The following is a 17100-nucleotide window of genomic DNA, read 5'->3' as shown; positions in this document are numbered from 1 at the left end:
GTGGCGGCGAGGTCGAAACGGAACCCGTCGACGTGCATCTCGGTCACCCAGTACCGCAGCGAGTCCATGATCAGCTGGAGGGTGTGCGGGTTGCGGACGTTGAGCGAGTTGCCGGTGCCGGTGTAGTCCATGTAGAACCGGCGGTCGTCGTCCACCAGCCGGTAGTAGGCCTCGTTGTCGATGCCGCGCATGGACAGCGTCGGCCCGAGGTGGTTGCCCTCGGCGGTGTGGTTGTAGACCACGTCGAGGATCACCTCGATTCCCGCCTCGTGCAGGTCCCGGACCATCGCCTTGAACTCCTGCACATGGCTGCCCGGGAGTGTGGGCGCGGCCGTGGAGGCATACCCGTCGTGAGGCGCGAAGTAGGCGATGGTGTTGTAGCCCCAGTAGTTGGCCAGGCCACGCTCGATCAGGCCATGGTCGTGCAGGAACTGGTGCACCGGCATCAGTTCGAGCGTCGTCACGCCGAGTGCCTCGAAGTAGTCGAGCATCACCGGGTGCGCCAGTCCGGAATAGGTGCCGCGCAGCTCCTCGGGTATCTCCGGGTGCAGCTTGGTCAGGCCCCGCACGTGCGCCTCGTAGATGACCGTCTCGTTGTACCGCACGTTCGGCGGCCGGTCGGTTCCCCAGTCGAAGTACGGGTTGACGACCACGCTGCGGATCGTGTGCCGGGCGGAGTCAGCGTCGTTTCGCCCGTTGGGGTCGCCGAACGGGTAGCTGAACACGGATTCGTCCCAGTCGACACGGCCGGTGACCGCCTTGGCGTACGGGTCGAGCACCAGTTTGTTCGGGTTGCACCGCACGCCGTCGGCCGGGTCGTACGGTCCGTGCACGCGATAGCCGTACACCTGACCAGGGCCGACCGTCGGCAGGTAGCCGTGGTGCACGAACCCGTCGACCTCCGGCAGACGGACGCGGGTCTCGCCGCCGTCCGGACCGAACAGGCAGAGGTCGACCTGGGTCGCGGCCTCGGAGAAGATCGCGAAATTGGTGCCGGCACCGTCGTAGTCCGCCCCAAGTGGGTACGGGGAACCAGGCCAGGGCTGCACGGATGCCTCCTCGTGAGACCGACGACGCCGAGCGGATACCACGCCAAGCGGGCTCGAACCCTCCCCTGAACGCGTGAATGAGCCGGTGGGAGAGGTTTCGGACCCACGGCGGCGGGTAGCCGTGGGCGACGTTGCGGGCGGGTGGCTGGAGGCCATGGTGACGATCGCGCCAAAGCCGGTGGAGGTTCGCCCCGTGGTGGGGCGTCCGGTCAAGGGCAACGCGCTGCTGCGGTTGTTCCGGACGACCGATCACAAGCAGATCGGCGTGATGTACCTGATGACGTCGTTCGGCTTCTTCATGGCCGGCGGCCTGATGGCCCTGCTGATGCGGACCGAGCTGGGCTGGCCGGGGCTGCAGTTCCTCTCACCCGAGCAGTACAACCAGCTGTTCACCATGCACGGCACGATCATGATGCTGCTGTACGCCACGCCGAACGTGTTCGGCTTCGCCAACTTCGTGCTGCCGCTGCAGATCGGTTCGCCGGACGTGGCGTTCCCGAGGCTGAACGCCATGTCGTACTGGCTGTATCTGTTCGGCGGCCTGATCACCCTGTCGGGGTTCCTCACACCGGGTGGCGCTGCGGACTTCGGGTGGACGGCGTACGCGCCGCTGTCGCTGGACACGCACTCGCCCGGGGTCGGCAGCGACCTGTGGAACGTCGGGCTGATCATCGGCGGCCTGTCCACCATCCTCGGCGCGGTCAACATGATCACCACCGTGGTGTGCCTGCGCGCACCGGGCATGACGATGTGGCGGATGCCGATCTTCACCTGGAACATCTTCTTCACCAGCATCCTGGTGCTGGTGGCGTTCCCGGTCTTCACCGCCGCGTTGTTCGGCCTGCTGGCGGACCGGCATCTGGGCGCGCACGTGTTCGACCCGGCCAACGGCGGCGGGGTGATGTTCCAGCACCTGTTCTGGTTCTTCGGCCATCCCGAGGTCTACATCGTCGCCCTGCCCTATTTCGGCATCATCTCCGAGATCATCCCGGTGTTCAGCCGCAAACCCCTGTTCGGCTACAAGGCGCTGGTGTGGGCGACGGTCTCGATCACCACCTTGTCGGTGGTGGTCTGGGCGCACCACATGTTCGCGACCGGGGCGGTGCTGCTGCCGTTCTTCGCGTTCATGACGTTCCTGATCGCGGTGCCGACCGGGGTGAAGTTCTTCAACTGGATCCTGACCATGTGGAAGGGCCAGCTGACGACCGAGACCCCGATGCTGTTCAGCATCGGGTTCCTGGTGACCTTCCTGCTCGGCGGGCTGACCGGGATCCTGCTGGCGTCACCGCCGCTCGACTTCCACGTGCACGACACGTACTTCGTGGTGGCGCACTTCCACTACGTGCTGTTCGGCACGATCGTGTTCGCCACGTTCGCAGGCATCTACTTCTGGTTCCCGAAGATCACCGGCCGGTATCTGGACGAGAAGCTGGGCAAGCTGCACTTCTGGACCACGTTCCTCGGCTTCCACGGCACGTTCCTGGTCCAGCACTGGCTGGGCAACGAGGGCATGCCCCGCCGCTACGCGGACTACCTGGTCACCGACGAGTTCACCACGTTGCACCTGGTGTCCACGATCGGCTCGTACGTGCTCGGCGCGTCCGTGCTGCCGTTCATCTGGAACGTGGTCAAGAGCTACCGGTACGGCCAGCTGGCCGAGGCTGACGACCCGTGGGGTTTCGGCAACTCCCTGGAGTGGGCCACCACCAGCCCGCCGCCACGGCACAACTTCCTCGAGCTGCCCCGCATCCGCTCGGAGCGCCCGGCCTTCGAACTGCACTACCCGCACATGGTCGAACGCATCCGCGCCGAAGCCCACTCCGGCCAAGGCCAGAGCAGCAAGGCCACCGCCCCCTCCGAACTGGGTGCGGCCAAGACACAAGGCGACGACCACGAGGGAGACCCCCGCGACAAATGAGGCAATCACTGGCCGTGCGCGGCTCCGACTGGGTGACCGGCCTTTTCGCGGGCATGGCCCGGCTCCGGCGCGCGCCGGCTTTCCATCCGGCCGGTGCGGTGTTCGCGGGCGAACTTACGCTGCCGGACGGTTGGCCGGGCATGCCGGGCGCCGTCGTCCGGCAGGTGACCGTACGGTTGTCCAAAGGCGTCGGCCTGCCCGGCGACTGGCCTGACGTGCGCGGTCTGGCGATACGAATCCCGGACGCGGCCGGGCAGGGGAGACCGGTCGACTTGCTGCTGTCCACGACCGGCTCGGGACGCCTCACCCGATGGCTGCCGGTGTTCCGGCGGGGATGGACGCGCGGGTGTGTGTACGGCAGCGTCATGCCGTTCCGGACGGACCATGGCCTGGTGTCGATGGCGGCGATCCCAGACCCGACGCCCGGGCGCCTGCCGGAATCCGTGCACCTCATGCTGGCCAAGCCGCTGGGCCGTTGGCGGGCGTGGGGCCGTCTGGTGCTCACCGAGCACCTGCCCGACGCTCAGATCCGGTTCGACCCGATCGTCAACGTGCACCCGAACCTGGTTCCCGTGCCGCGCGCCTTGGCCCAGTTACGCCGACTCGCGTACGCCGGTTCGCGGCGTGGCAATCCGACAGGCGACCGCGAGATCAGAGCACCTTGATCGTTTGTGTAGCCGTTGCGGTCACTCGCGCTCGAAGCCGTACAGCCGCTCCACCTTGGCGACCTCGATGTGGTAGTCGGCGTACCACCGCTCGCGGCCGAGGCGTTGCGCCTCCAGGTGCTCGGGATGCTGTTTCCACGCCGTGATCGACTCCGCGTCCTGGTAGTACAGAACGGTGAGTTCTCGTCCGTCAGCACCGGTCTGCGACTCCCTGCCCAGGTACCCGGGCTGCCTCTTGCCCAGCTCGGCCATCCGTTCGGACATGGCCGCGTAGCCGTCCGGGTCTTGATCGGTCAACGTGCTGGTGATGATCACCGCGTAGTACGGCGGCTGGGGTCTGCGGAAGGCCACCGGATGATCGTAAACGTCAAGATCCGCATCCCGAACCGATTAACCCAGCGTCACCCCAGCCTCCCCCTCGTGAGTGTTTAGCCGTGTTCTAACACTGATAAACACTCACGAGGGGGAGGAAGTGGGAGCGGAGGGGAACGGCCGGATGCGGTCGGCTTCCGCCGCGTCGGCCACCGCCTCCGCGGCTGCTTCGGCGGCACGGGCGGCGTCGTCGGCGGCCTTCTCCGCCAGGCCGTCCGGTGCCGAGATGTCGCGTGTGGCCGGTGACTTCGGCAGGGCTTCGGCGAAGGCTTTGGATATTCCGGACAGGGCCGAAGTGACCTCGCTGGGGATGACGAAAAACGTGTTGCCTTGTCCTTGCGCGAGTTGTGGGAGGGTCTGGAGGTATTGGTAGGCCAGGAGTTTCGGGTCGGGATCGTTGCGGTGCACGGCCTGGAACACGTGGTCGATCGCGCGGGCCTGGCCTTCGGCCTTGAGGATTTTGGCGGTCCGGTTTCCTTCGGCACGCAGCACGGCGGCTTGCTTGTCGCCTTCGGCCGTGAGGATCTGGGACTGGCGTTGTCCTTCGGCGCTGAGGATCGCGGCGCGCTTGTCGCGTTCGGCGCGCATCTGCTTCTCCATCGCGTCCTTGATCGTGCGTGGCGGGTCGATCGCCTTGATCTCGACCCGGTTGACCCGGATGCCCCATTTGCCGGTGGCTTCGTCCAGGACTCCGCGCAGCTGGCTGTTGATGGTGTCGCGGGAGGTGAGTGTCTTTTCCAGGTCCATGGACCCGACGACGTTACGCAGCGTGGTGACGGTCAGCTGTTCGACCGCTTGCAGATAGCTGGCGATCTCGTACGCGGCGGCACGGGGATCGGTCACTTGGAAGTAGAGGACTGTGTCGATCTCGACGACCAGGTTGTCCTCGGTGATCACCGGTTGCGGCTGGAACGAGACGACCTGTTCACGTAGGTCGATCGCCGGGTAGACGCGGTCGATGTAGGGGATGACGAAGTTCAGGCCAGGTTGCAGGGTGCGGTTGTAGCGACCGAGCCGTTCGACGTTGCGGGCGCGTGCCTGGGGGACGATGCGGACGGCACGCAGCACGGTGAAGACGGCCAGCAGGGCGAGGACGAGTCCGGCGACGAGCAGAGCTGAGATTTCCATGGTTCACTCCCGTGGGTAGACAAGTGCCGTGCTGCCGCGGATCTCCATCACGTCGACCACGGTTCCCTTGGCGATGGTCAGGGTTTCGTCGTACGCACGGGCGGTCCATTCCTCGCCGCCGATCCGGACCCGGCCGTCGAACGCGGTGACGTCCTCCAGGACGTAGGCGGGTTTGCCGACCAGAGCGTCCACTCCGAACCGTTCGAGCTGCGGCTGGTGCATGTGCCGCAACGCGATGGGCCGGATCAGGATCACGCCGGCGGTCGCCGCGACGGTGAAGACGATGAGCTGGAACGGCAGCGGCAGGATCGTGGCGGACACGGCGGTGACGAGCGCGGCGGCGCCCAGTACGCCGAGTGCCGCGGTGAGGGTGAAGATTTCGGCGACTCCCAGGACCACCGCGAAGATCAACCAGATGACCCATTCGTCCATGGCGGCACCTCCCTGTACCCCCATGGTCGTGCGGCCGGCCCGGCGGGACAAGATGGCGGGTTCCCGCCGCCGTGACGGCGGATGCCAGTGGCGTCTCGCGCGGGCTCAGAGTCCTCGTTTCTCCAGGAAACGCAATGTCAGTGCGATCAGCACGAAGACAGCGACGAGGATGACCGCGAAGACGATCTCAGGCATGGCGTGCACCGTTCGGTGTCGGGCTTCGATGACCGTGTTCGAATGGTAGCGCCGGGTAAGGGGCGGACGGCGTACCATGTCCGCCGTTCACTGGTAGGAGGCGCACGATGCGGTTCGACAACGTCAGGTTGATCCCGGTGAACGGGCACGGCCCGGAGGACGTGGTCGTCGACGGCGAGGGACGGATCTACACCGGCGTCGACGACGGCCGGATCCTGCGGATCAGCCCGGACGGCCGGCGTATCGACGTCCTCGCCGACACGGGTGGCCGGCCGCTTGGGCTGGAGTTGTACGGCGAGGACGAGCTGCTGATCTGTGACGCACGGGCCGGCCTGCTGGTGATGCCGCTGTCCGGCGGTGTGCCGACGGTCCTGGCGACCGCGGCTCTGGGGCTGGACTTCGTGTTCTGCAACAACGCGGCTGTCGCAGCGGACGGCACGGTGTATTTCACGGACTCGTCGCGCCGTTTCGGCATCGACAAGTGGCGGGACGACCTGATCGAGCAGACCGCGGGCGGGCGCCTGGTGCGGCGCGGTCCGGACGGCACGTTCGACCTGCTGGCTGACGGCCTTCAGTTCGCGAACGGTGTGGCGCTGGCACCGGACGAGTCGTTCGTGGCGGTGGCCGAGACGGGCGCCCTCCGGGTGATGCGTGTCGGGCTGCGCGGCGAGGACGAGGGCCGGGTGGAGCCGTTCGCCGAGGGCCTGCCGGGCTTCCCGGACAACATGTCGACAGGCACGGACGGCCTGATCTGGATCACGCAGGCCTCACCCCGGGTGGCAGCGCTGGACATGGTCCGTCGGTTGCCGCCGGCCCTGCGCGCGGGAATCCGCGCCCTGCCGGAGCGACTGCAACCCGCCCCAGGCCGGGAAGTCGGCGTGCTGGGCGTGGCGGCCGACGGCAAGGTCGTCCACGAGCTCCGCGGCGAGATCCCAGGCTTCCACATGCTGGTCGGTGTCCGCGAATGGCAGGGCAAGCTGTACTTCGGGTCGCTCGAGGAAAACGCCATCGCCGTGTCCACCGTTCCGGCACCCTGAAAACCGCGTTCCAGCACCCCGAGATGCGTCTTGCGGCACTCCGAGATGCGTGTTGCGGCACCGCGCGATGCGTGTTGCGGCACCCCGAGATGTGCGTTGCGGCACCCTGAGATGCGTTTACCGTCCTGCGCGGGAATCTCAAGGTGCGGCAATGGTGGACACGGGGTGCGGCAATGGTGGACACGGGGTGCCGCAATGGTCGACACGGGGTGCTGGAGTGGATGACCGCATTCGGGTCGTCGTACTGTTTGACGAGCGCGGCCGCCGTGGCCCGGGTCAGACCGTTTCGCGCCGCCACTGCTGACTGGTGCTGGTGCCGCAGGTCATCTGCACGGCCAGGGCGCCGTCCGTCGCCGCGGCGTTCTGGATGGTGAGGCACTTGCCGCTGTGCCGGGCGACCAGCCGCAGGTGACCGTCGCCGGTGTCCTGGAGCTGCCACTGTTGGTTGGTGCCGGTGTGGCACGTCCACTGGGTGACCCGGACACCGTCACCGGTGGCGTCGGGGCCGCCGTAGACGTCCAGGCATTTGCCGCTGTTGACGTTGGCCACGTTGGCGAAGCCACCACCGATGTCACGCAACTCCCACCGCTGGTTGTTCTGCCCGTTGGCCGTCCACTGCACCACGTCCGCTCCGTCCTCGGTGGAGAGGTTGAAGACGTCCAGCAGCTTCCCGCTGTGCCGGGCGTTCAGTGTGTACACCGAGGCGGTGGAACGCGGCGAGAGTCGATACAGCCCGGCGCCATGGGCGGGAAGTGACCGGGTGAAGGTTCCGTTGACTGTGCCGAGGCCGGCACCGGACCACAGATCCGTCACCGTCGCCGAGCCGAATCCGAGAGCGGCGAGACTCATCGAGACGTCACCGCCCGCGCCGTCCCGGTTGAACAGCGCGACGTACTTGTCGCCGCTGCCGGGGATGTCGGCGGCCCACACCTGACGGGCTCCGCCGACGACCTGACGGTTGTTGATGCTGTTCCGGTCGACGGCCATCACCGCGGCGTTGTTCATCAGCGCCAGGTCGGAGGGGCGGTTCTCCACGAGGTTGCCGCCCCACATCAGCGGCGCCCGGTTGATCACCCACAGCGTCATGAGCGTGCGTTGCTCGTCGGGAGTGAGGTTGGAGTAACGTGGCGCGCCGACCGGACCGAACTTCGCCAACCGTCCTATCGGGATCATGTCCGGGTCGGGGTAGGCGCCGTTGGCACGATACGGCGTCCAGTTCCGCAGTTCGTCGAACAGGGCGTTGACGCTGGGCCAGTTGTCCCACAGGTCGTTGACGATGCGCCACATGTGGGCATTGGCCTGGACGTGTCGGCCGGCCGAGAGTGGCGTCGGGCCGGGGGAGAGGCTGAGCACCATCGGCCGTCCACTGTGCTCGATGGCCTGCCGGTAGCCCTCGACCTCGGCCTGCCGGTACGTCGGGGCGGCGATGTCGTCGACCTTGACGTAGTCCACGCCCCAACTGGCCAGCAGTTGGAACACCGAGTCGAGGTACGCCTGCGCGCACGGCTGGCTCATGTTCAAGCCCCACATGAGGTTGAGCCACGCCGCGGTGGTGTTGTTGTTGATCTGGCCGGCGCGGCAACTTGTTCCGAGGATCGGCACGTTGTCGGCCACGGCCTGGCGCGGAATGCCGCGCATCAGGTGCACCCCGAACTTCAGCCCCTGCGCGTGGACGTAGTCGGCCAACGGTTTGAAGCCGTTGTCACCTGCCGCTGAAGGAAATCGTGTGGTGTCAGGCAACAGACGGCCGTTGGCGTCCATGCGCAGCCGAGGGTTGAGGTTGCTGTCCTGGTTGGGGCTGTTGTTGTGCCGTCCCGGGTAGTACCAGGCCCAGTCGATGACGACGTACTGCCAACCGTGCTGACTGAGGTTGGTGCGCATGTAGTCGGCGTTCGCCTTGACGTCCGCTTCGGTGACGCTCCAGTTGAACGCGTCGTAGCTGTTCCAGCCCATCGGCGGGGTGTTAGCCGTGCCGTTGTCCCACGCGTTGGCTGTTCTTGGCTCGCTGACCGCGACGAACGCCGTGACTGCCAGCGTCACCACGGCAAGCAGCGTGATCATGGGTCGCCTGAGGAATAGCTTCATCGCAGCCCCATCAGGCAGTCGCAGGGAGGGGTGGTGCGTGGCGAGCTAGTGTTAGCGCTAACACAACGTCTGAGGTGAAATGCTAGCGCCTTTCTCGTGTCACCTCAACGAAACCCGATGATCGAGTGGTTTCCGTGTCAGCTGCCTGCTTTGTCCGACAGGCCACGGATGACGAGGCTGACCGCGTCCGCGATGTGCTGGCGGTGCCTGTCCAGGGTCTTCGAGGTGAGGCGTTCGTTGGCTGTGGCGGCGGCCAAGTGGTCGCTCGCCACCTTGAGTACGGCATTCATCGCGGCGGCCTGCACGCGGACTTCGAAGGCGTCCGGCGGCATGGCCATGCGGTCGGCGAGGACTTCGGCGAAGGTCTCCTCCGAGCGCTCGCGCAGCATCAGGTAGACGGCCCGCAACGCGGGTTCGTCGTGGGTCATCCGGACCACGGCGAGAACTGCCTCGATGTCCGTGCCGGAGGACGAGTCGAGTACGGGTGTGTACGCCGCTCGCAGGTGCTCGGTCAGGTCGAGCTCGCGCGGCCAGCCGCGCAGCACCGCCTGGAAGGCGTCGATCATCTTGGTCAGCAGCGGCTCCACGCAGCTTTCCTTGGTCGGGAAGTAACGCCACAGCGTGCGTTCGGAGACTCCGGCCGCCCGGGCGATCTGCTCGCCGGAGGTCGCGGCGACGCCCTGCGCGGCGAACAGCCGGACGGCGTGCCGGGAGATGTCGAGGCGTTGCCGCTGACGGTGCGCTTCGCTCGCCGGCGGGCGTCCCCGGCGGGGAGTCGCGACGTCCTCCATCCGGTGATCTAAGCACGCCGGCCGGTCGGAGAACTTTATTGGCAGTTACTGACAATAAAGTGCTACGGTCGAGTGGTCGGAAAATCACCGGAGGAGAGCCATGAGCGTTGCCGCCGAACGACTGCAGTTGCCCTTCGCCAGGCCGAACGTCCTCGACCTCGCCCCGCTGTACGAGGTGCTGCGCCGGGAGGCGCCGATCACGCCGGTCACCACCCCGGCCGGGGACCCCGCCTGGCTGGTCACCCGCTTCGAGGAGGTCCGCGACCTGCTCAGCGACAAGCGGCTCGGCCGCTCGCACCCCGAACCGGAGCGGGCGTCACGCATCACGACCGCCGCGGTGCAGGACGGGCCGACCGGCAACTACGAGACCGAGGAGGCCGACCACGCGCGGATGCGCCGGTTGCTGACCCCGGCGTTCTCGGCCAAGCGGATGCGGATGCTCTCCGACTACATGCAGCAACTGGTCGACGGTTATGTCGACCAACTGCTCGTCGAGTACGCCGACGCGACAGACGGCGTGGTCGACCTGCATACCGGGCTGGCGTTCCCGCTGCCGGTCGCGGTCATCTGCCGACTGCTCGGGGTGCCCGAGAGCGACACCGTGTACTTCCACTCGCTGTCCGAACGGATGGCCAGCCTCGGCACCGGCGACGACGCCCACCAGGCCCGGGAGGAGTTCAACCGCTACATGATCGGCCTGGTCGAGACCAAACGCCCGGATCTGGGCGAGGACGTCATCTCCGACCTCATCCGGGCCCAGAGCGCCGACGAGACCTTCGACTACGGCGAAATGGTCCGGCTCTGCGTCGGGCTGCTGTTCGCCGGGCACGAGACCACCGTGAACCGGATCGGCCTTGGCGCGCTGTTCCTGCTCACCCACCGCGACCAGTGGGAGGCGCTGACCGCCGATCCGGTCGGCCGGGTCAACGCCACGGTCGAGGAGATCATGCGGTTGGGTGCGCCCGGCGACCTCGGCCTGCTGCGGTATGCCCACACCGACCTCGACGTCGCCGGTGCCACCATCCGCCGCGGCGACGCCGTGATCCTGTCGATCAACGCGGCCAACCGCGACGCCTCGGTGTACAGCGACGCCGAGACCTTCGACCCGGACCGTCCGGAAAGGACACATCTGGGCTTCGGCCACGGCTCGCACTTCTGCATCGGCGCGAGCCTGGCCCGCACGGAGTTGCGCGTCGTGTTCACCACCCTGGCCCGCCGGCTGCCCGGTCTGCGGCTGGCGAAGGAGCTCGACGAGCTGGAGGTGCGTCCCACCCTCACCGGCGGCGTCACCTCGCTTCCCGTGACCTGGTGAGCCCGGTATTCGGAGGACGTCATGAAGGTGACAGTCGATCAGGGCAAGTGTGTCGGGTCCGGGCAGTGTGTGCTGGCGGCCGACGACGTGTTCGACCAGCGTGACGAGGACGGGATCGTGACGCTGCTGGACGCCGATCCGCCCGCCGGGCGGCTGACGGACGTGCGGCACGCCGCCCTGGTCTGCCCGGCGTCAGCGATCATCGTCGAGGAGTGATCCGCCCGGCGTGATCCCGGTCTGCGCTCCTGGCCACGGTGCCCATCCGGTTCACCGGGGCCAGGAGTGCGGACCTCAGTGTCCGATGTGGACATCGGGTCGGTGCGCCACTTCAGGACAGATTTGCGACTCAGTCGTGAGGCGACACTCCGGACCCGGGAGCGTGCACGTCCAACCGTCCGCACATCCCCAACCGTTGAGCGCTTTGGGGCGGCAGCACGCGAATATCGGCCTCCTTGAGGTGGCTGATGTCCTCCGCGCGAAGCCGGTCCAGGTGCTCGCCGGTCCGTTGCGCCACAGCCAGGGCGCCACTGCGCCATCGCTGTTCCCAGTCCGCGAGGCGGTCGCGTTTCAGTCGCGCCGCGGCCCGGTAGAAGTCGTCCAGCGCCTCATGATCACCTGACTCGACGCGCCGCCGCAGCTCCAGGAAACCCTCAATGGCGAGGTCCCGCCTTCGCCGCGCGGCCGCTTCGTCACTCGCGTACGCGTGGTCAGGGTCGGCGAGCGAAGCCGCTTTCGCGTACGCCTCCGGATCCGCCAGTGTGCCGGTGGGGAACGTGAACACCGCGTCGCCCGCTTCGGGCAGGCCGTTGTTCTGCATCACCACCACGATCCGCAGATCGTCGTCGTTCACCAGGCGGTGGATCGTGCCTGGCGTGAACCACGCGACCGTCCCGGCCTTGAGCGGCACCTCGGCGAATCCCTGGTGCGACAGCGTCTGGACACGGCCGCTGCCGTCGATCACCACGTAACACTCCGAGCAGGTCAGGTGCACGTGCGGCGAGCCGCCGCACACCCCGTCGTGCGTCGGCCAGTCGTAGACCTGCAGGCCGGAGAGCCCGATCCCGCCGGGAAACGGTATCACCACGGATGTTCCTCCACATAGGATTGGAGACGGCCGGAGTCCCACGCGCCGTCCACGATGACCACGCGGTAGCGCAGATCCAGCGTATCCGCCGGGACAAGCTCCACCGGATCGAAGAAGGCGAACGACGGGTTGACCGCCGGGAACGGCGTGTTGCGCACGAACCAGTGCGTGTTCTTGTTGCCCGGGTGATCCAGGAAGAGCAATGTCGACGCGCCGTCCACCTCGTCGTGCTGCCCGACGTAGGCCAGCCAACGTGCGGGCTTGCCCATCATGTCCGGGCCGCCGAGGCCGTCCGCCGCGATCACGTCCCCGTCGGTGAACGCCCGTGGGCCACGCCAGAACAGCCCGGTGTACCCGGCCAGCGGGCGTCCGTGTGTCGTGGGACTGCCGAGGACCAAGGGCTCGGTGCGGACGTTGGTCAGTGTCGTGGCGAAGTCCAGCGCCCAGGCAGCGGCGTCGACGTCCCGGACGGTGAACATGCGGACCTCGTCCACCCAGTGCTCGCCGGCCTGGGTATGCCAGGACAACCGTTCGCCGAAACGGATGCGTTCGGGTCCTTCCTCGCTGATGGTGAAGCCCTCGTGCCGCATGGTTCCCACGTTCGGCAGATCGACGTAACCCTGGCCGCGCACGTACGTGCCGCCGCCCCAGAAGTTCTGCCCGGACACGTCGGACGCCGTCATCTGAATGCCCTTGTGCCACCGGTGATCGTGCGGCCGGTACGCCGTGACCACGTTGCCGGCGAGGGTCCGCACCGGGTGCAGGTACGGCTTCGGGCCCTCGAACGCGGGCATGGACGGCCGGTAGACGTACTCGAAGATCTCCACATCGCCCGCGCCCACTCCGAGCGTCGACTCGTCGTGCCGCGTGATCTTCAGGTTCACTGCCATGGCGCACCAGTCCCTGCCATCGACGTGTAGAACGGGTTGCCAGGACTGATCTCGCCGCTCCGGACGGGTGTCGCCGTGAAGGCGGACGCGTACAGCGCGGCGATGAACTCCATGGTGTTCCTGGCGTCCGCCAACGTGACCGGTGGCACCTCGCCGCGGTCGAGCGCGTCGTACAGAGCCTCGACCTGGCACGCGTGCCCGCTGGTCACCTCCGAGTCACCGTTCTGCCACAGTGGAACGTCATGGCCCGGCGCGGGCGTCACGGTCCAGTCGGCGTCGGTATACCCGTAGAGGTGTTCCACTTCGACGGTGGCGCGTTCGTAGTCGAACCGCAGCGCCGAAATCTCTCTGGGGGACACAACGGAGTTCACGACGGTGGCGACCGCGCCGTTGGCGAAGGTCACCAGCGCCATGGAGACGTCCTCGGTCTGCACGTCGCGCGCCTGCCGGGCAGCCAGCGCACGGATCTCCCGCCACGGACCGAGGATCGACAGCATCAGGTCGAACTGGTGAATGCCGTGGCCCATGGTCGGACCGCCGCCTTCACTGTCCCACGAGCCGCGCCACGGTACCGCGAAGTACGCATCGTCGCGGTACCACAGCGTGGCACAAGTGGCCACCAATGGTCTGCCGAGCTCGCCAGCCGTGGAGAGCTGCCGTAACCGGATCGCGGCAGGGCCGAAACGGTGCTGGAAGACGGTCGCGACGTGTCCCGTGGAAGCTCGTTCCGCCTCGATGAGCGCGTCCATTTCGGCGAGCGACAGCGCGGGCGGTTTCTCCACCAGCACAGTGACTCCCGCGGCGAGGCACTCGAGCGCCAACGGCGCGTGGTGACGCGGAGGAGTGCACAGGTGCACCACATCCACCTTCTCTTCGGCCAGCAGCGCGCGAACGGTCGGATGAACGCCGGGGACGCTCCACTCCTTGGCGAACGCACGGGCCCGATCGTCGTCCACATCGACGACGGCAACGAGTTCGGCACGGTCGCCCAAGGCCGCCGCGTGGGCGGCCGCGATCCCGCCCGTGCCGACGATCGCCGCACGGCTCACCTGGCCGAATCCACTTCGGACTGGAGCTCCTTGATGAACGCCGCGGCCGTCTGCTCCGGTGTGGCGCGGCCGAACAGCACGTTCTCGGTGTGCCGCTTGAGGATCGCCTCGATGGTGCTGGCCCCGTTCGGCGTCACCCTCGGCGGGTCGCTGACCGGCAGCGTGCCGAGGAAGTCGGCCGCGGCCTTGTCGGTCTCCTTGAGCTGGCCGGTGATCGCCGCCCGGGTCTTCTCGTTGGCGGGCACACCGCGTTCGGTGAGCAGGACCTTGGCCGCTTCCTCGTTGTTGGCCAGGAAGTTCACGAAGGCCGCCGCCTCGGCGGGGTGCTTGGTGCGAGACGAGACCGACCAGAACATCGACGGCTTGTAGTACGCCGCGGGTGCCTTGGCCTGCGCCTCACCGGGCAGCCTGAGCAGTTTCAGCTTCGCGCCGCTGGCCGCGGTCAACGCGGTCAGCTGGGTGTTCCACCACATCGCGAACGCCGCCGTGTTGGTCGCGGTGGCGGACTGGTTCAGCCCGGCCGAGGCCTTCTCGACGGTCACCGGCGGTGGCGGCGCCGTACCGGCCTTGGCGATGTCGAGCAGGTAGGTCCAGTAGTCCTGCAGGACCTTGGGCGGGACGACCACCTTGCCCTGGTCGTCGAACAGGGCCGAGCCTGCCTGCCGGGCCCAGACGTGCAGCCCGCCCGCGTCGTTGAAGCCCCAGGACTGGATGCCCCACACCGTGCCGCCGCCCGCCTTGGACACCTGCTCGCCTGCCTTCCGCAGGTCCTCCCACGTCCACTTGGTGTCGTCGGGCAGCGCGACGCCGTACTTGGCCAGCAGGTCCGTGTTCACCACGACCGAGTACGCCGCCAACCCGACCGGCAGCGCGTACTGCTTGCCGTCGATCGCGCCAGTGGCAAGCGCCTTGCCGTCGAATCCGCTGGTGTCGAGGTGTTTGCGTGCCTCGTTGAGGTCCAGCAACGCGCCGCGCTCGGCGTACGAGGCGAGGTAGAGCTCGTCCATCTGGATGATGTCCGGCGCGTCGTTGGCCGCCACCGTGGTGGCCAGGCTGTCCCAGTACCCGTTCCACTCCTTGAACTCCCCGCGCACGGTGATGTTCGGGTGTTGCTTCTGGAACAGCTCGATCACCTGTTGTGTCCGCTTGTGCCGGTCGTCCGCGCCCCACCAGGTGAAGCGCAACGTCACCGGCTCGGTCGACAGTTCCCCGTCGGCGCCGGAACCGGACGAGCAGGCCACCATCAGGGTGGCGGTCAGCGACAACAGCACCGGCCACACGGCCCGGCGGATCACCTGTGTCAGCATGGGTAGGAGGCTCCTTTCCGGCTATTTGCCGCCGGTCGTGGCGATTCCCCTGACGAGGTAGCGCTGTCCGAACAGGAACGCCAGGAAGATCGGCACCAACGACACGACGTTCATCGCGAACAGCGAGCCCCACGACGTCGAGACGGTCGAGTCGACGAACGACCGCAGGGCGACGGGCACGGTGTACATCTCCGGGTCCGTCAGGTAGATCAGCTGGCTGAAGAAGTCGTTCCACGTCCAGATGAACGTGAAGATCGTGGTGGTGGCCAGCGCGGGTTTCATCAGCGGCAGGACGATCCGCAGGAAGATCCGCGGGTGACCGCAGCCGTCGATGCGCGCCGCCTCGTCCAGTTCCCTCGGCAGGCCGCGGATGAACTGCACCATCAGGAAGATGAAGAACGCGTCGGTGGCCAGGATCTTCGGCACGATCAGCGGCAGGAAGGTGTTCACCCAGTCCAGCTGGGAGAACAGGATGTACTGCGGCACGATGATCACGTGGATCGGCAGCATTATCGTGCCGAGCATGATCCCGAACCACCAGCGCTTGCCGGTGAACTCCAGGCGTGCGAAGGCGTACGCGGCCATCGAGCAGGACACGAGGTTGCCGATGATGCAGCCCAGCACGACGATCGTCGAGTTGATCAGGTAGTGCCCGAACGGTGACGACAGCGCGTCCCAGCCCTGCGAGTAGTTCTCGGTGCGCAGCGTGTCGAGCACCAGGCCGGGACTGCGGAAGATCTCGTCGTCCGGCCGCAGTGAACTGACGACCATCCACAGCACCGGGTACAGCATCACGAACCCGAGCAGGATCAGGCCGGCGTGTTTGGCGGGGGCCGACAACCGCCGCAGGACATCAGTCGTCATAGAACACCCAGAACCTCGCGGCCCAGAAGTTGATCGCGGTGAACGCGCCGATGATCAGTAGCAGGAACCAGGCCAGCGCGGAGGCGTAACCCATGTCGAACCGGCTGAAACCCTGCTGGTACAGGTAAAGCGTGTAGAACATGGTGGAGTCGGACGGCCCGCCGGTGCCGCCGGAGACCACGAACGCCTGGGTGAACGACTGGAAGGCGTGGATGATCTGCAGCACCAGGTTGAAGAAGATGATCGGGGACAGCAGCGGCAGCGTGATGTGCCGGAAGCGGGACCACCTGCCCACCCCGTCGATCGCGGCGGCCTCGTAGTACACGGCGGGGATCTGCCGCAGCCCGGCCAGGAAGATGATCATCGGCGCGCCGAACGTCCACACGTTGAGCACGATGAGCGTGGACAGCGCGGTGTCCGGGTCGGAGATCCAGCCCTTGCCCTGGATGCCGAAGAGGGCCAGGACACGGTTCACCATGCCTTCGGCGCCGAAGATCTGCGTCCACAGCACCGCGATCGCGACACTGGATCCCAGCAGTGACGGCAGGTAGAAGGCCGACCGGTAGAACGCCAGTCCGCGCAGGCCGCGATCGAGCAACATCGCGACACCCAACGCGAACGCCAGTTGCAGCGGCACGGACACGAGCACGTACGTGAAGGTGACGCCGAGCGCGTTGTGCAGCCGCTCGTCGGTGAAGATGCGGCCGAAGTTGTCCAGCCCGATGAACTTGGGCGGCTGGATCAGGTTGTACTTGGTGAAGCCGAGGCCGAACGACGCCGCGACCGGGCCGATCGTGACGAAGAGCAGTCCGGCGAACCACGGCGCCAGGAACCAGAACGCGGCCTTGTTGTCCCGTTTGCGGACCGCGGTGCCACTTCGCCGTAACCGGCGCAGCTCGTCGAGAGCGCTCATGTCGTCCGA

Annotated in this window: 17 protein-coding genes; 5 read left to right on the top strand and 12 right to left on the bottom strand. The window is 67.1% G+C overall.

Annotation, left to right across the window (positions count from 1 at the left end):
- On the bottom strand, window positions 1–1049 hold a 1049-nt coding region (locus tag GC106_RS14530; RefSeq protein ID WP_312872648.1), incomplete at its 3' end, for a glycogen debranching protein.
- A gap of 154 nt (window positions 1050–1203) precedes the next feature.
- Here GC106_RS14530 and ctaD point away from each other — a divergent pair.
- Together ctaD and GC106_RS14520 are read left to right on the top strand one after the other, a co-directional pair.
- Window positions 1204–2967, top strand: a complete 1764-nt coding sequence (gene ctaD, locus GC106_RS14525; protein WP_173129890.1) for an aa3-type cytochrome oxidase subunit I — start codon at window positions 1204–1206, stop codon at window positions 2965–2967.
- On the top strand, window positions 2964–3632 hold the full coding sequence (locus GC106_RS14520) for a hypothetical protein (protein ID WP_173129738.1): 669 nt from the start codon (window positions 2964–2966) through the stop codon (window positions 3630–3632). The genes ctaD and GC106_RS14520 overlap by 4 nt, the downstream gene beginning before the upstream one ends.
- A gap of 21 nt (window positions 3633–3653) precedes the next feature.
- Here GC106_RS14520 and GC106_RS14515 read toward each other — a convergent pair whose 3' ends face one another.
- From GC106_RS14515 to GC106_RS14505, 3 genes are all read right to left on the bottom strand, one after another.
- Entirely contained in the window at window positions 3654–3983 is a 330-nt protein-coding gene (locus GC106_RS14515; protein WP_173129735.1) for an antibiotic biosynthesis monooxygenase family protein, read from the bottom strand.
- Between the two features lie 105 nt (window positions 3984–4088).
- Window positions 4089–5132, bottom strand: a complete 1044-nt coding sequence (locus tag GC106_RS14510) for an SPFH domain-containing protein (protein ID WP_173129732.1) — start codon at window positions 5130–5132, stop codon at window positions 4089–4091.
- Window positions 5133–5135: 3 nt separating this feature from the next.
- Complete coding sequence (locus GC106_RS14505) at window positions 5136–5564, bottom strand: NfeD family protein (protein WP_173129730.1); 429 nt, start codon at window positions 5562–5564, stop codon at window positions 5136–5138.
- Between the two features lie 302 nt (window positions 5565–5866).
- On the opposite strand from GC106_RS14505, the gene GC106_RS14500 reads away from it, so the two are divergent.
- Window positions 5867–6796, top strand: coding sequence for an SMP-30/gluconolactonase/LRE family protein (locus GC106_RS14500; protein ID WP_173129728.1), 930 nt, complete (start codon window positions 5867–5869; stop codon window positions 6794–6796).
- Between the two features lie 276 nt (window positions 6797–7072).
- Here GC106_RS14500 and GC106_RS14495 read toward each other — a convergent pair whose 3' ends face one another.
- Together GC106_RS14495 and GC106_RS14490 are read right to left on the bottom strand one after the other, a co-directional pair.
- A complete protein-coding gene (locus tag GC106_RS14495; RefSeq protein ID WP_173129726.1) occupies window positions 7073–8857 on the bottom strand; it encodes an alpha-galactosidase in 1785 nt (594 codons plus the stop codon).
- Between the two features lie 161 nt (window positions 8858–9018).
- Window positions 9019–9672, bottom strand: coding sequence for a TetR/AcrR family transcriptional regulator (locus tag GC106_RS14490; RefSeq protein WP_173129724.1), 654 nt, complete (start codon window positions 9670–9672; stop codon window positions 9019–9021).
- 100 nt (window positions 9673–9772) lie between these two features.
- On the opposite strand from GC106_RS14490, the gene GC106_RS14485 reads away from it, so the two are divergent.
- Window positions 9773–10984, top strand: coding sequence for a cytochrome P450 (locus tag GC106_RS14485; protein WP_173129722.1), 1212 nt, complete (start codon window positions 9773–9775; stop codon window positions 10982–10984).
- Window positions 10985–11005: 21 nt separating this feature from the next.
- Complete coding sequence (locus GC106_RS14480; protein WP_173129720.1) at window positions 11006–11200, top strand: ferredoxin; 195 nt, start codon at window positions 11006–11008, stop codon at window positions 11198–11200.
- Window positions 11201–11330: 130 nt separating this feature from the next.
- Here the strand turns inward: GC106_RS14480 and GC106_RS14475 are convergent, their stop codons facing one another.
- From GC106_RS14475 to GC106_RS14450, 6 genes are read right to left on the bottom strand one after another with little or no spacing between them, the layout of a single operon-like run.
- Window positions 11331–12068: a cupin domain-containing protein gene (locus tag GC106_RS14475; RefSeq protein WP_312872647.1), complete on the bottom strand. Its 738-nt coding sequence runs from the start codon at window positions 12066–12068 to the stop codon at window positions 11331–11333.
- Window positions 12062–12958, bottom strand: coding sequence for a DUF6807 domain-containing protein (locus tag GC106_RS14470; protein ID WP_173129719.1), 897 nt, complete (start codon window positions 12956–12958; stop codon window positions 12062–12064). Before GC106_RS14470 ends, GC106_RS14475 begins: the two co-directional genes overlap by 7 nt.
- Window positions 12949–14007 carry a Gfo/Idh/MocA family protein gene (locus GC106_RS14465; protein WP_173129717.1) on the bottom strand — a complete coding sequence of 353 codons (1059 nt, stop codon included), beginning with the start codon at window positions 14005–14007 and terminating at the stop codon, window positions 12949–12951. Before GC106_RS14465 ends, GC106_RS14470 begins: the two co-directional genes overlap by 10 nt.
- Window positions 14004–15314: an ABC transporter substrate-binding protein gene (locus tag GC106_RS14460; RefSeq protein ID WP_173129715.1), complete on the bottom strand. Its 1311-nt coding sequence runs from the start codon at window positions 15312–15314 to the stop codon at window positions 14004–14006. The genes GC106_RS14465 and GC106_RS14460 overlap by 4 nt, the downstream gene beginning before the upstream one ends.
- Window positions 15315–15335: 21 nt before the next feature.
- A complete protein-coding gene (locus GC106_RS14455; RefSeq protein WP_173129712.1) occupies window positions 15336–16178 on the bottom strand; it encodes a carbohydrate ABC transporter permease in 843 nt (280 codons plus the stop codon).
- Complete coding sequence (locus tag GC106_RS14450) at window positions 16168–17091, bottom strand: carbohydrate ABC transporter permease (protein WP_173129708.1); 924 nt, start codon at window positions 17089–17091, stop codon at window positions 16168–16170. The genes GC106_RS14455 and GC106_RS14450 overlap by 11 nt, the downstream gene beginning before the upstream one ends.
- Window positions 17092–17100: the final 9 nt, after the last annotated feature.

It is taken from the genome of Kibdelosporangium persicum (assembly GCF_013280595.1).
Taxonomy (GTDB): domain Bacteria; phylum Actinomycetota; class Actinomycetes; order Mycobacteriales; family Pseudonocardiaceae; genus Kibdelosporangium; species Kibdelosporangium persicum.
Note: the sequence above shows the minus strand (reverse complement) of the source record. Positions and strands in the feature narration are given on the sequence as shown.